Source organism: Bacillus sp. JJ1503 (genome assembly GCF_036965125.1).
In the GTDB taxonomy this organism is placed as follows: domain Bacteria; phylum Bacillota; class Bacilli; order Bacillales; family Cytobacillaceae; genus Cytobacillus.
Genome location: NZ_JBALOZ010000281.1, coordinates 1 through 13880, shown reverse-complemented (window position 1 = coordinate 13880; position 13880 = coordinate 1). Strand labels below are relative to the sequence as shown.

Annotated in this window: 12 protein-coding genes; 8 read left to right on the top strand and 4 right to left on the bottom strand. The window is 38.1% G+C overall.

Annotated features, from left to right (window positions below; translation table 11 throughout):
• Nucleotides 1-389: 389 nt before the first annotated feature.
• The 4 genes from jag to rpmH all read right to left on the bottom strand — a co-directional run bounded on the left by jag (nucleotide 390) and on the right by rpmH (nucleotide 2533).
• Complete coding sequence (gene jag / locus V7149_RS20130) at nucleotides 390-1010, bottom strand: RNA-binding cell elongation regulator Jag/EloR (RefSeq protein WP_335347375.1); 621 nt, start codon at nucleotides 1008-1010, stop codon at nucleotides 390-392.
• Nucleotides 1007-1783, bottom strand: a complete 777-nt coding sequence (gene spoIIIJ, locus V7149_RS20125; RefSeq protein WP_335347374.1) for a YidC family membrane integrase SpoIIIJ — start codon at nucleotides 1781-1783, stop codon at nucleotides 1007-1009. The genes jag and spoIIIJ overlap by 4 nt, the downstream gene beginning before the upstream one ends.
• A gap of 164 nt (nucleotides 1784-1947) precedes the next feature.
• Nucleotides 1948-2319, bottom strand: coding sequence for a ribonuclease P protein component (gene rnpA / locus V7149_RS20120; protein WP_335347373.1), 372 nt, complete (start codon nucleotides 2317-2319; stop codon nucleotides 1948-1950).
• Nucleotides 2320-2398: 79 nt separating this feature from the next.
• A complete protein-coding gene (gene rpmH / locus V7149_RS20115; RefSeq protein ID WP_066296007.1) occupies nucleotides 2399-2533 on the bottom strand; it encodes a 50S ribosomal protein L34 in 135 nt (44 codons plus the stop codon).
• Between the two features lie 734 nt (nucleotides 2534-3267).
• Between rpmH and dnaA the strand changes: the two genes are divergently transcribed.
• The 8 genes from dnaA (at nucleotide 3268) to V7149_RS20075 (ending at nucleotide 13645) form a co-directional block, all read left to right on the top strand.
• Nucleotides 3268-4614, top strand: coding sequence for a chromosomal replication initiator protein DnaA (gene dnaA, locus V7149_RS20110; RefSeq protein ID WP_335347372.1), 1347 nt, complete (start codon nucleotides 3268-3270; stop codon nucleotides 4612-4614).
• A gap of 175 nt (nucleotides 4615-4789) precedes the next feature.
• Nucleotides 4790-5926, top strand: coding sequence for a DNA polymerase III subunit beta (gene dnaN, locus V7149_RS20105; protein ID WP_335347371.1), 1137 nt, complete (start codon nucleotides 4790-4792; stop codon nucleotides 5924-5926).
• 181 nt (nucleotides 5927-6107) lie between these two features.
• Nucleotides 6108-6317: a S4 domain-containing protein YaaA gene (yaaA, locus tag V7149_RS20100; RefSeq protein ID WP_335347370.1), complete on the top strand. Its 210-nt coding sequence runs from the start codon at nucleotides 6108-6110 to the stop codon at nucleotides 6315-6317.
• Between the two features lie 48 nt (nucleotides 6318-6365).
• Nucleotides 6366-7484: a DNA replication/repair protein RecF gene (gene recF / locus V7149_RS20095; protein WP_335347369.1), complete on the top strand. Its 1119-nt coding sequence runs from the start codon at nucleotides 6366-6368 to the stop codon at nucleotides 7482-7484.
• A gap of 9 nt (nucleotides 7485-7493) precedes the next feature.
• Complete coding sequence (gene remB / locus V7149_RS20090; RefSeq protein WP_335347368.1) at nucleotides 7494-7733, top strand: extracellular matrix regulator RemB; 240 nt, start codon at nucleotides 7494-7496, stop codon at nucleotides 7731-7733.
• A gap of 108 nt (nucleotides 7734-7841) precedes the next feature.
• A complete protein-coding gene (gene gyrB, locus V7149_RS20085; RefSeq protein WP_335347367.1) occupies nucleotides 7842-9764 on the top strand; it encodes a DNA topoisomerase (ATP-hydrolyzing) subunit B in 1923 nt (640 codons plus the stop codon).
• A 170-nt stretch (nucleotides 9765-9934) separates the two neighbouring features.
• Nucleotides 9935-12460, top strand: coding sequence for a DNA gyrase subunit A (gene gyrA, locus V7149_RS20080; RefSeq protein ID WP_335347366.1), 2526 nt, complete (start codon nucleotides 9935-9937; stop codon nucleotides 12458-12460).
• Between the two features lie 96 nt (nucleotides 12461-12556).
• The gene (locus tag V7149_RS20075; protein WP_335347365.1) at nucleotides 12557-13645 is read left to right on the top strand and encodes an HD-GYP domain-containing protein; all 1089 of its coding nucleotides are present in this window, start codon (nucleotides 12557-12559) and stop codon (nucleotides 13643-13645) included.
• Nucleotides 13646-13880: the final 235 nt, after the last annotated feature.

Genomic DNA, 13880 nt, shown 5'->3' with positions numbered 1-13880 from the left:
GATTGTTAGTTGAACCAATCGGGCCTTTACGGGCTGTTGACCCCCACTTAGAAATTTTTGTTTTACTCGACTTCTTGAAGTGGAGGTCTTACAGCCCGTTAATCTGCGATAAACGTTACTTCCTGTGATTTCTACAAAATAATAGAATATCATATGCCTTTTTATTAGAAAACAAGTTTGTCTTCCTCTTCTTGCTTTAAATAAAACTTGTCCACAGCATTTATATTTTCAAAAACCTTTTATTTATCCACAGTTTTCAAATTAGGTATACTATATTTTATCTTATCCACATGTGAATAACAACAAAGCAGCCGTATCCTATGACAAGAAATGATGCAATGAATTTTTAGAACAAAAAAAAGAACCCAATCACGAGATTGGGTTCCTGCTTATTTAACGGGTGTAATGACGAGATGGCGATGCGGGTCATTTCCGCTTGAATACGTTTTTATCCTTTTATTATCAGCTAGAGCAGTATGAATGACCTTTCTTTCATATGAAGGCATCGGTTCTAAAGTAACAGTTTGACCTGTCTTTATCGCCTTTTGCGCCAATCGTCCAGCTAACTGAATAAGTGTATCATTTCGCCTTTTCCGATAATCCTCCGCATCCAGTAATACATTAATGTATTGTTCCGAATAGCGGTTCATAACTAATTGTGTTAAATACTGCAAAGAATTTAAAGTCTGACCCCTTTTTCCAATAAGCAGAGCAATTTTTTCCCCTGTTAAAATGAATTCGATGTTTCTCCCGCTGCCAATTACCTCTATTTCAATCGCAGCGCCCATCTTTTCACTTACATCTAATAGGAATTTCTTGCCTTCTTCAATTGGGTCTATTTTCATAACAGCTTTTACAATTGCAGGTCGTGAACCAAAGATGCCAAAGATCCCTTTTTTGCCTTCATCGACGATTGTAATTTCTGCACGTTCTTCCGTTGTCTGCAACTGAGCTAGAGCCGACTTTACTGCTTCCTCGACGGTCTGTCCTGTAGCAGTTACTTGTTTCACTTTTTTGCTCCTCCTGCTTTACCGGTTGCTGTAGCTTTCAGCTCCGGACCTTTAATAAAATACGTCTGAACGATCATAAAGATATTACCGACTACCCAATACAATGAAAGGGCAGCTGGGAAGTTAATAGCAAAAACAACGATCATTATCGGCATGAGCCAAAGCATCATCGCCATTTGCGGATTTTGATTAGCTGTACCTGCCATCATCATTTTTTGCTGAATAAATGTTGTTACACCAGCAATTAGCGGCAAAAGATAAATTGGATCTGGAGCACCTAGTTCAAACCATAAAAAGGAATGTAACTTAATCTCCTGAGTACGGGATATAGCATGGTAGAATCCAATCAGTACTGGCATTTGAATGATTAATGGAAAACATCCAGCTAAAGGGTTGACCCCATGCTGCTGGAATAGCGCCATGGTTTCTTGCTGCAGCTTTTGTTGGGTTTTTTGATCTTTTGAACTGTATTTTTCTTTTAATTTTGCCATTTCTGGCTGCAATGCCTGCATTGCCTTAGAACTTTTCGTTTGTTTAATCATTAAAGGAAGCATGAATAAGCGGACAATAATGGTGACAATGATAATCGATAAACCAAAGCTGCCACCAGCAAATTCAGCAACTTTTATGATGAAAAGTGAAAGCGGGTAAACTATGTACTGATTCCAAAAGCCTTCACTTTCGGATGTAATCGGCACGTTAATATCCATACAGCCTGATAAAAGCGCTGTTAAGAAGATCAGCCCGACTACTAGAAGTATTCTTTTCTTCAAACGATTTTTCCTCCTTACTGCTAAGAAAATTAATCTATTGTATGTTTATTCCCAAGTTTGTCACCTTCTAAATATATAAATGCAATTCAGAAGATTATGGAAAACAAAACTACATATATTTTAACATTATTAATAAAGCATGTCTTTAAAGAAAACACTTCTTCTTAAGACTGTTTATCAGCCATTCCTGGCTTAGGCTTAACCATAACCTTCGACAGCTTTAATACATGAATTAAACTGTTTTTAATTTCATGGAAACCCATATCAGCAACAGGCTTTCTTGCAATAATAATATAGTCGAAAGGATGTTTTAATTCATGCTCTAGTTCGTGAAAAGCTTGACGAACATAGCGCTTGATCTGATTTCTATTTACGGCGTTGCCAATTTTCTTACTCACTGAAAGACCAATTCGAAAGTGCTCCTGACCTGGCTTATTAAGTGAGTAAACAACAAATTGCCGATTGGCAAATGACTTGCCTTTTTTAAAGGCGTCTTGAAATTCTTTATTCTTTTTCACTCTAAATTCTTTTTTCATCTTCTCTTACCTCTCTAACAAGCGGAAGACTCTGTTTTTAATTGATTATGGAAAAAAAGACCACTGACGTTTCAGTGGCCTAAGCAGATAATACTTTTCTTCCTTTACGGCGGCGGCGAGCTAAGACGTTACGTCCGTTTGGCGTGCTCATGCGGCTGCGGAATCCATGAACTTTACTTCTTTTACGTGCTTTTGGTTGGTAAGTTCTTTTCATTATATGACACCTCCCTGAGGAATAGCTGTTAAAGACAGTCCTACTAATTATAAAGATGTAACTAGAATGTTGTCAACTGGTAGAAATTCGTAAGCTTGCATTCTAAACTAACTCAATTCTTACAAAAAGATCCACCAAGAAAGTTTACCCTCTTTTTGAATCTCTGTCACTTAAAAATTTTGTTTTTAAGAAAGTAATTTTCTCCACTTTTTTAATTTAACACCCGAATAGCCTGCGATTCTTATGTTGTGGATAATTTTTCGACACGTTTTTTATTATCCACAACACATATCGACAGCTTTTTCACACAAACACCCCTTGTGGACAATTTAAATCCACATACTCTTAGCCTTGTGGATAGATTCTTAAAAACCATTGCACCTCTTAGGAATATCTGTTATCATATTTGTGTTTTCACACTTAATAAATCATTGTGCATAACTTCGTTATCCACAGATTGTGGATAAGATGTGGATGACTTATTCTTTAAGGTTGTAAAACCTTGTCCACAGCTAGTGGATATTGTCGAAATCCTTCTTCTTTTCCTTATTATATGTTTTTCCACATACATGAGTCTGTATATTTATTAATATGTAGGTTGTACTGCTTGTATAGCCTATATTTTTTTGGTGCCTATCATTCTAATACACTAATAAAAAGTGATTATTGGCCTACTACGTTCTACCTGCTAACGAAAATTTCTTTAATAATAACTGGAAAAGGAGGGCTATCTATTGGAGAACATTGCGGATCTTTGGAATAATGCACTGACCAGCATAGAAAAGAAAATAAGCAAACCCAGTTATGAAACATGGCTGAAGTCAACGAAAGCTCACTCTCTTCAAGGTGACACGTTAACGATTACTGCGCCGAATGAGTTTGCCCGTGATTGGCTGGAAGAGCGCTATTCCCAATTGATCTCTGGAATTCTCTATGACATAACTGGAGAAGAATTAGGAGTAAAATTTATCATTCCTCAAAATCAAAGTGAAGAAGCGCTTAATTTTCCAAACCCGCCTAGAAAAGCGGATAAAGAGGATGAACATCCTGAACTGCCATTAAACATGCTTAATCCTAAATATACATTTGATACGTTTGTTATCGGCTCAGGAAACCGATTTGCCCATGCTGCTTCATTAGCAGTAGCTGAAGCACCAGCTAAAGCATACAACCCTTTATTTATTTATGGGGGAGTAGGACTTGGAAAAACTCACCTTATGCACGCCATTGGCCATTATGTGTTGGATCATAACCCGTCAGCTAAGGTTGTATATTTATCATCAGAGAAATTTACGAATGAATTTATTAACTCTATTCGTGATAATAAGGCCGTCGATTTCCGCAATAAATATCGAAAAGTGGATGTATTGTTAATTGATGATATTCAATTTTTAGCAGGAAAAGAATCAACTCAAGAGGAATTTTTCCATACCTTTAATACATTACATGAGGAAAGCAAGCAAATAATTATATCCAGTGATCGGCCGCCAAAGGAAATCCCAACCCTTGAAGATAGGCTTCGTTCCAGATTTGAATGGGGGCTTATCACCGATATCACTCCGCCAGATCTTGAAACAAGGATTGCTATTTTGCGCAAAAAGGCGAAAGCTGAAGGACTAGATATACCAAATGAAGTTATGCTATATATTGCCAATCAGATTGACTCTAATATTCGTGAATTAGAGGGCGCTCTTATTCGCGTTGTTGCGTACTCATCCTTAATTAATAAAGACATAAATGCCGATTTGGCAGCTGAGGCTCTTAGAGATATTATTCCAAGCTCAAAGCCAAAAGTGATTACGATACTTGATATTCAGCGTGTTGTCGGGGAACACTATAATGTGAAGCTAGAAGATTTTAAAGCGAAGAAAAGAACAAAATCCGTTGCATTTCCTCGACAAATTGCCATGTATTTATCGCGGGAATTAACAGACTTCTCTTTGCCTAAAATTGGAGAAGAATTCGGAGGACGGGATCATACAACCGTGATCCATGCTCATGAAAAAATCTCTAAACTCGTACAAACAGATACTCAATTCCAAAAAGAAATTAAAGAGATTCATGAAATACTAAAAATATAGTGTGCATAACATCAACCAGCTTATACACAGTCTGTCCACATGTGGATAGGCTGTGTTTCCATTAAAAAAATACAGTTATCCACATGTTAACAAGCCCTACTAGTACTTCTAGTATTTTTTAAAAGAAAAATATATAACTAAAATCATAAAAATAGTTTAAACGGAGGATTAAGAAATGAGATTTATAATCCAACGGGATCGATTAGTTCAAGGTGTTCAAGATGTTATGAAGGCGGTAACGAGCCGAACTACTATTCCAATTTTAACGGGGATCAAAATTGTCGCGACATCTGAAGGAGTAACTTTAACAGGCAGTGATTCAGATATATCGATTGAATCATTTATTCCTAAAGAAGAAGCTGGAGATGAAATTGCTGAAATCAAGCAAACAGGCTCCATTGTGCTCCAGGCTAAGTTTTTTAGCGAAATTGTTAAGAAGCTGCCGACGGATACGGTTGAAATGCATGTGGAAAACCAGCTGCAAACAGTCATCCGCTCTGGAAAATCTGAATTTAAATTAAATGGTTTAGATGCGGAGGAGTATCCGTTATTACCGCAAATCTCGGAAGAAAATGTGTTTAAGATTCCAACCGATCTTCTTAAAGCGTTGATTCGACAAACGGTATTTTCAGTGTCCACCTCAGAAACACGCCCTATCTTGACAGGTGTAAACTGGAGAGTGGAAAATGGGGAATTAACCTGTATTGCAACAGATAGCCATCGCTTAGCGCTTCGAAAAGCAAGAATAGAAACAGAAGCTGCAGAAAATTACAATGTCGTTATTCCAGGAAAGAGCTTAAGTGAATTAAGCAAAATTTTGGATGATCATAATGATCCAGTTGAAATTGTCATTACAGAAAATCAAGTTTTATTTAAAGCCAAGCACCTATTATTTTTCTCAAGATTACTTGAAGGTAATTATCCTGATACATCCAGATTGATCCCGACAGAAAGCAAAACAGATATTGTCGTCAATACGAAGGAGTTTTTACATGCGATTGATCGTGCTTCACTATTAGCAAGAGAAGGACGAAATAATGTCGTTAAATTTACAACGATTGACGCAGGGGTTATTGAAATATCTTCTAATACACCAGAAATCGGACATGTTGTCGAAGAATTACAAAGCCAATCTGTAGATGGTGAGGATTTAAAAATCTCCTTCAGCGCCAAATTTATGATGGATGCACTTAAAACACTAGAGGGTTCAGAAATTAAGATTAGTTTCACGGGAGCCATGAGACCATTTGTTATTCGACCAATTAATGACGATTCCATTCTCCAGCTGATTTTGCCGGTTAGAACGTATTAATAAACAAGAAGGGCTGCCAGCATAAGAGCTGGTAGCTTTTCTTTGTATAATCGCTAAATTTTTAGTAAAATAGAATTTTAGGGTACATTCTAGAAATTGTTTTGATTTTATGGGAAAAATAAGGGGAGATAGCTTTTATTTTCTTTTTGACAAAAAATCAAACAATCGAGGAAGTGAAAAGATGACAGAAATCAAAATTGATACGGAATATATTACATTGGGCCAATTTCTTAAAGTAGCTGAGGTTATTGAGTCTGGCGGGATGGCCAAGTGGTTTTTAAGTGAATATGAAGTATTCGTAAATGGAGAGCAGGACCAAAGAAGAGGCAGAAAGCTCCGAACGGGAGATAAAGTTCAAATCGAGGACTTTGGTTCATTTACGATTGTTTAAAAAATAGGCCTTCTGTAGCAGAGAGCTATGCTAAAAGGATGTAGGTCCATGTATATAGAGCAATTGCTGTTAAAAAATTACCGGAACTATGAAGGATTAGAAGTCCAGTTTGAAAATAAGGTGAATGTCATATTGGGTGAGAATGCACAAGGAAAAACAAACGTCATGGAATCCATATATGTATTAGCCATGGCAAAATCGCATCGTACCTCAAATGATAAAGAACTTATTCGCTGGGACCAAGAGTATGCTAAAATAGAAGGTAGGGTCCAAAAAAATAGAGGTTCCTTGCCGATGCAATTAGTTATCTCCAAAAAGGGAAAAAAGGCTAAGTGCAACCATATTGAACAGCAAAAATTAAGTCAATACGTGGGAAATATGAATGTCGTCATGTTTGCTCCCGAAGATCTCCATCTTGTAAAGGGAAGCCCGCAGGTAAGACGGCGTTTTATCGACATGGAAATAGGGCAAGTTTCTCCCATCTATCTCCATGATGTTAGCCAGTATCAAAAAATACTGCAGCAAAGAAATCACTATTTAAAGCAGCTCCAAATAAAAAAACAAACGGATCAAACAATGCTGGATATCCTGACAGAGCAGTTTATTCAAACTGCCGTCAAAATCGTGAAAAAGCGCTTCGAATTTCTGCAGCTGCTTGAAAATTGGGCAATGCCGATTCATGAAGGAATATCAAGAGGGCTTGAATCGTTGAAAATAGAGTACAAGCCATCGGCAGATGTATCAGATGAGCAAGATTTGTCGAAAATGATAAAAGTATACGAAGATAAGTTTGGAAAAATAAAAAATAGAGAAATTGAACGTGGTGTTACGATGTTCGGCCCTCATCGGGATGATCTTACTTTTTATGTAAATGGGCGCGATGTACAAACCTTTGGCTCACAAGGGCAGCAGCGAACAACAGCTTTATCTGTTAAGCTCGCAGAAATTGAGCTTATTCATTCTGAGATTGGTGAATATCCCCTATTGCTTCTTGATGATGTACTTTCAGAACTTGATGATTATCGGCAATCACATTTATTAAATACGATTCAAGGAAAAGTACAAACCTTTGTCACAACAACAAGTGTTGATGGAATTGATCATAAGACCTTAAAAGAGGCAGCTGCTTTCAGGGTGGAAGCTGGAAGCGTGAAAAAGATTCAATGAGGTGAGCATTTGTACATCCATGTCGGAGAAGATATATTAGTTCGTTCCAAGGATATTGTCGCTATTGTTGATAAGCAAAGTGTTCACTCTTCTAAAATGATAGAAGAGTTTTTAGAGCGCCAGAAGCACTCTGTCATAAACCTCTCCAAAGGTTCTTATAAATCAGTGGTCATTACCACGAAGGAAATCTACTTTTCCCCACTGGCATCAGGTACATTAAAAAAGCGTTCCGCGAAATCTGCAATTTAAAATAAAGATAATAGTTTGGCGAAATAGAATAAGGATTAGCCAGGCTTTTTTATAGATAATTGATATTTGATAGTAATGCAAATGAAAGTGTAGGTGATCGATGTGTCAATGGAGCAAAAGGCAGTGCAGGAAGAGTCTTATGATGCCAATCAGATACAGGTTTTAGAAGGTCTAGAAGCGGTTCGTAAGCGTCCAGGGATGTATATTGGTTCTACAAGTGCTAAAGGTTTGCACCATCTCGTATGGGAAATTGTAGACAACAGTATTGACGAAGCATTAGCCGGATATTGTTCAGAGATTAATGTGTGCATCGAGAAAGATAATAGTATAACCGTCATCGATAACGGACGTGGTATCCCTGTCGATACTCAGGAAAAAATGGGCCGTCCAGCTGTTGAAGTTATTATGACCGTTCTCCATGCTGGAGGGAAATTCGGCGGCGGCGGATATAAGGTTTCCGGCGGGCTGCATGGTGTAGGTGCTTCTGTTGTTAATGCACTTTCCACTGAATTAGAAGTATTTGTTCATCGGGATGGACATATTCACTATATTAAATTTGAGCGTGGCGTTACGTGTGGGGATATAAAGATCATCGGAGAAACCGATCATACAGGGACAACGATACATTTCAGGCCAGATCCGGAGATCTTCACTGAAACACTTGAATACGACTTTGATACACTGGCAAACCGTATTCGAGAATTAGCCTTCTTAAATCGCGGCCTCCAAATTAACATTGAGGATAAGCGAGAAGATGGCAAGAAGCTAGAATATATGTATGAGGGCGGAATCAAGTCGTACGTTGAGCATTTAAATCGTTCAAAGGAAGTCCTTCACGAGGAACCGATTTATATTGAGGGCGAGCGTGATGGAATTAATGTTGAAGTATCCATCCAGTACAATGATGGGTATACAAGCAATATTTATTCCTTTGCCAATAATATTAATACGTATGAAGGCGGAACCCATGAAGTCGGTTTCAAAACAGCTTTAACAAGGGTTATTAATGACTATGCAAGAAGAAGTGGGATTTTCAAAGAAAATGATGCCAATCTTTCAGGGGAAGATGTCCGCGAAGGAATTACGGCTATTATATCCATTAAGCATCCGGACCCTCAATTTGAAGGACAAACAAAAACAAAGCTAGGGAACTCTGAGGCCCGTGCGATTACAGATACTGTTTTTTCTGAGGCATTAGACAAATTCCTGCTAGAGAACCCGGCTGTTGCGAGAAAAATCGTTGAAAAAGGGCTAATGGCTGCCCGTGCAAGATTAGCAGCTAAAAAGGCTCGTGAATTAACAAGACGGAAAAGTGCATTAGAAGTATCAAGCTTACCTGGTAAATTAGCGGATTGTTCTTCAAAGGATGCATCCATCTCTGAATTATATATTGTTGAGGGTGATTCAGCGGGCGGATCCGCCAAACAAGGGCGTGATCGCCATTTCCAAGCCATTCTTCCGCTAAGAGGGAAAATCCTCAATGTTGAGAAAGCTAGACTGGATCGAATTCTTTCAAACAACGAAGTAAGAGCCATGATTACAGCAGCTGGAACGGGCATTGGTGATGACTTTGATATTTCGAAAGCGCGATACCACAAGATTGTTATCATGACCGATGCGGATGTTGATGGTGCCCATATTCGTACTTTACTATTAACCTTCTTCTATCGTTATATGAGACAAATCCTTGAAGCGGGATATATTTATATCGCTCAGCCACCTTTATACAAAATCCAGCAAGGTAAACGGATTGAGTATGCCTACAATGAAAGTCAGCTGGAAGAAGTTATGGGGAGCTTGCCAAGCAGTCCTAAACCAAATGTACAGCGTTACAAAGGGTTAGGAGAGATGAATCCAGAGCAGCTTTGGGAAACAACGATGAATCCAGAAACAAGAACTTTATTGCAGGTAAATCTTGAAGATGCGATTGAAGCGGATGAAACCTTTGAAATCCTTATGGGTGATAAAGTGGAACCTCGCCGTCAATTTATTGAAGAAAATGCATTATATGTTAAGAACCTAGATATTTGATTGAGACCCAGGGTAGATGGCTATTATTCTATCCTGGTTTTATATACATGAAGTGCAAAGGGAGCTACTTTTGATATTTAGGCTACCTTTTATCATAGAAACTATTCATCGGGAATTTTCACCTATGGATAGATTGAGAAATAGTTGTTCACATAAAGGAGGTTCTTTACATGGCTGAAACTCCGAAGCCCTCAGTAAAAGAGATTAATATAAGTCAGGAAATGCGTTCATCCTTTCTTGACTATGCGATGAGTGTTATTGTATCTCGTGCTTTACCAGATGTACGAGATGGATTAAAGCCGGTTCATCGCCGGATTTTATACGCAATGCATGATCTTGGCATGCATTCAGACAAGCCTTATAAGAAATCAGCTCGTATCGTTGGGGATGTTATTGGTAAGTATCATCCGCATGGTGACTCTGCTGTTTATGAAACAATGGTGCGGATGGCTCAGGACTTTAACTACCGTTATATGCTTGTAGATGGGCATGGCAACTTTGGTTCTGTCGATGGGGATTCTGCAGCAGCGATGCGTTATACGGAAGCTCGTATGTCCAAAATCTCGATGGAGCTTTTAAGAGATATTAATAAAGACACAATTGATTATCAGGATAACTATGATGGGGAAGAGAGAGAGCCCGTTGTTTTGCCGGCTAGATTCCCGAATTTATTAGTGAATGGTACATCAGGAATAGCTGTTGGAATGGCAACGAATATCCCTCCGCATCAGCTTGGCGAAGTCATTGATGGAGTTCTTGCCATTAGTAAGGATCCTGATATGACAATTCCGGAGCTGATGGATATTATTCCGGGACCGGATTTCCCTACAGCTGGGATGATTCTCGGCCGAAGCGGCATTCGCAAGGCTTATGAAACAGGAAGAGGCTCTATTACATTAAGAGCAAAAGTAGACATTGAACAAAAATCAAATGGCAGAGAAGTCATTATTGTCAATGAAATTCCTTATCAAGTGAATAAAGCTAAGCTGATTGAAAGAATTGCTGAGCTGGTTAGAGATAAAAAGATTGACGGGATTACCGATTTGCGTGATGAATCCGACCGTAACGGTATGCGGATTGTCATTGAAGTTCGCAGAGATGCTAATGCAAGTGTATTATTGAACAATCTATATAAGCAAACGGCGATGCAGACGAGCTTCGGAATCAATTTGCTTGCTCTCGTTGATGGGGAACCGAAAGTACTGAATTTAAAGCAATGTTTAGAGTATTACCTCAATCACCAGAAGGTCGTAATCCGCCGCAGAACAGAGTTTGAATTAAGAAAAGCGGAAGCTCGTGCTCATATTCTTGAAGGCTTAAGAATTGCACTCGATCATTTGGATGAAGTAATTGCATTAATTCGCGGCTCTCAAACAACGGATATTGCCAGAGAAGGATTAATGTCTAAATTTAATCTTTCTGAGAAGCAAGCTCAGGCAATTCTAGATATGCGTCTACAACGTTTAACAGGCTTAGAGCGTGAAAAAATTGAAGATGAATATGCAAGCTTAGTTAAACTAATTGCCGAGCTGAAAGCGATATTAGCGGATGAGGAAAAGGTACTCGAAATTATCCGTGAAGAATTGCTTGAAATTAAAGAAAGATTTAATGATGAGCGCCGCACGGAAATCGTTGCAGGGGGCATTGAGCAAATTGAAGATGAAGATCTTATTCCCCGTGAAAATATCGTCATCACTCTAACTCATAAAGGCTATATTAAACGTCTGCCGGTTTCTACTTACCGTGCCCAAAAGCGTGGTGGCCGAGGAATTCAAGGCATGGGGACAAATGAAGATGATTTTGTTGAGCATTTAATGACAACATCAACCCATGACACAATCTTGTTCTTCACGAACAAAGGGAAGGTATATCGTTCTAAAGGATATGAAATTCCTGAATTTAGCCGTACAGCGAAAGGAATTCCAATTGTTAACTTGCTTAGCGGCATCGAGAAGGATGAATGGGTAAACGCTATTATCCCTATTGAAGAATTTGTAGATGATTGGTTCTTATTCTTTACAACTAAGCAAGGGATTTCTAAGCGTTCCCCTCTTACTTCATTTGCTAATATTAGAAACAATGGGTTAATTGCCATTAATTTAAGAGAAGATGATGAGCTGATTTCTGTACGCTTAACAGATGGACAGAAGGAAATTATTATTGGAACGAAAAATGGGCTGCTCATTCGTTTCCCTGAAGATGATGTCCGTTCAATGGGACGTACCGCAACAGGGGTTAAAGGAATAAGCTTAAGCGGTGATGATGAAGTAGTGGGAATGGAAGTGTTGGAGGAGAACTCTCAAATACTAATTGTTACGAAAAACGGTTATGGTAAACGTACACCTTCCGAAGAATATCGTATTCAAGGAAGAGGCGGAAAAGGAATTAAAACATGTAATGTTACCGAGAAAAATGGAAATCTAGTTTCCATGAGAGCGGTCACTGGCGAAGAAGACTTAATGTTAATTACGACTGGCGGTGTCCTAATCCGCATGGCTGTTAGTGATATTTCGACAATGGGACGTAACACTCAAGGTGTCAGACTCATTCGTTTAGACGAAAACATAGATGAATTTGTCGCTACTGTTGCCAAGGTTGAAAAAGAAGAGGATAAACCTGAAGAGGAGTTAACAAAGCCATTAGAAAGTGCTGAATTCCTTCCAGATGAGGAATCCGTAGAAGATGATCAAGAATAATATACAAATCGGGGGAACACAAATTTTGTGTTCCTCCTTTTGTGTTTAATGGGGTATAATGGTAAAAACGACTCATGACATTTGGGGTGGAAGACTGTGCGTGTAAACATAAAGGAATTGCGAGAGGGATGTATTGTATCTGAAGATATTTATAGTCTGACAAATCGTCCAATTGTTACAAAGAAAAGCATTCTTACGAAAGAATTAATACATATATTAAATGCTTTTCTTATTGAGGAAGTAGCTGTAGAAAAGTTAATGGTTAATGGCTCTGTGTTTATTCCAAAAGAATACATAATTGATGAGAGAGAAACAAAGGAAGCACCAAGCGAGAACAATGGATGTCTGGAAGATATGTTTCTTATAGGAGTTCAAAATTTTAAAAGGGAATTTAAGAACTGGCAATCAGGTTTGCCGATTGATATTTCAAAAATAAGAAACATTATGCTTCCTCTCGTTGATAAATCAGAAACTAATCCCTCTGATTTGTTCTCCCTGCATCATTTATCAACTAATGATGAATACCTGTATCAGCACTCTGTTGCAGTCGGGCTATTAAGTGCCTTTATCGGAAAGAAACTTAAATATAATAAAGGAGATGTTTTACAGCTTGCTCTTAGCGGTTGTCTTTCAGACGCAGGAATGGCAAAAGTAAAGCCTTCTATCCTTTTTAAGAATTCAACCTTAACTCTTCAGGAATTTGAAGAGATTAAAAGACATCCAGTTTATAGCTATAAGATGGTGCAAAATATTTCTCTATTAAAAGAAACGACAAAGTTAGGGATTTTTCAACATCATGAAAGATTAGATGGAAGTGGCTATCCATTAGGGGAACAAAACAATAAAATCAGCACATTTGCCAAAATCATTGCGGTTGCTGATACCTTTCATGCCATGACTAGTAATAGACTTTACCGAAAAAAACAGTCACCTTTTAAAGTTTTAGAAATGATGCTCCAGGATATGTTCGGGAAATATGATATTGCAGCGATGCACGCAATCGGGTCAGGCTTTATGACTTTTTCAATTGGAAGCAGTGTAAAGCTTTCAAATGGTCAAATAGCTGAAATTATGTTTCTAGAAGAAAAAACTCCGACAAGGCCACTTGTGAAAATAAATCAAACCGGTGAAATTTTTCACTTAGAAAAGCTTCGGCAATTATATATAGAGGAAGTGATTAAATAGACCACAAATAGTTGGTCTATTTTTTTGCAAAAGGGAATTAACATATTTTACAATAATAAAAAGTCGATTTATGCGTAAAAAACACTTGCAAAAGCACTATGGGCTTGTTATACTAATTCAAGTCAGCAAGCGAGAGCAAATAACTCCTTTGAAAAAAAATGTTGACAACGTTATATAGAAATGATATATTAATAAAGTCGCCTCTGAGCGATATGATAGTTCTTTGAAAACTGAA

Excerpts from the sequence above, each read along its gene's own strand:
- rnpA (WP_335347373.1), bottom strand. The coding sequence starts at position 2,319 with ATGAAAAAAGAATTTAGAGTGAAAAAGAATAAAGAATTTCAAGACGCC.
- rpmH (WP_066296007.1), bottom strand. The coding sequence starts at position 2,533 with ATGAAAAGAACTTACCAACCAAAAGCACGTAAAAGAAGTAAAGTTCAT.
- dnaN (WP_335347371.1), top strand. The coding sequence starts at position 4,790 with ATGAGATTTATAATCCAACGGGATCGATTAGTTCAAGGTGTTCAAGAT.
- yaaA (WP_335347370.1), top strand. The coding sequence starts at position 6,108 with ATGACAGAAATCAAAATTGATACGGAATATATTACATTGGGCCAATTT.
- recF (WP_335347369.1), top strand. The coding sequence starts at position 6,366 with ATGTATATAGAGCAATTGCTGTTAAAAAATTACCGGAACTATGAAGGA.
- gyrB (WP_335347367.1), top strand. The coding sequence starts at position 7,842 with ATGGAGCAAAAGGCAGTGCAGGAAGAGTCTTATGATGCCAATCAGATA.
- gyrA (WP_335347366.1), top strand. The coding sequence starts at position 9,935 with ATGGCTGAAACTCCGAAGCCCTCAGTAAAAGAGATTAATATAAGTCAG.